The organism is Pseudoalteromonas sp. Z9A6, from assembly GCF_011378805.1.
Lineage (GTDB): Bacteria > Pseudomonadota > Gammaproteobacteria > Enterobacterales > Alteromonadaceae > Pseudoalteromonas > Pseudoalteromonas distincta.
The window spans coordinates 1-528 of record NZ_WTKZ01000150.1; the positions used below are offsets into that span (position 1 = coordinate 1).

The window sequence follows — 528 nt, forward strand, 5'->3', positions numbered from 1 at the left end:
GTTTTAATCAGATCCCTTGATCTTCCAAGACTTTTCCGTAGAGCCGTGTGCATCATGTCCGGACGCGGTAAGAAGCTGGTCGCTGCGCCGAAGAGCAAGTCCTCCTCCGTGTCGCGTTCGACGCGCGCAGGGCTGCAGTTCCCCGTGGGTCGCGTCGCGCGTCTCCTGCGGAAGGGGAATTACGCGCCGCGCATCGGCTCCGGGGCATCGGTGTACCTGACCGCGGTCATCGAGTATCTGTGCGCGGAGGTGCTGGAGTTGGCGGGCGACGCGTGCCGCGACAACAAGAAACTGCGCATCACGCCGCGTCACATCCAGCTCGCGGTGCGCAAGGACGAGGAGCTGAATGCGCTGCTGGGCGGCGTCACGATCTCGGAGGGCGGCGTGCTCCCCAAAATCCAGGCGCAGCTCCTGCCCAAGAAGACCAAAGCCCCACGGGACCCGCCAACCCCAAAGACGTCCAGTCCCAGGACTTCTGAAGCGGACTCTGCTCGAGCACTTGACTGACTGGTGCTTTTAACTTTTAAT

At 62.3% G+C, this 528-nt stretch carries 1 protein-coding gene; it reads left to right on the forward strand.

What is annotated here, in order from left to right; genetic code table 11:
* Nucleotides 1-507: histone-like protein (locus GQR53_RS20605; protein WP_206013424.1), on the forward strand; the 507-nt coding region annotated here is incomplete at its 5' end.
* Between the last annotated feature and the right edge of the window lie 21 nt (nucleotides 508-528).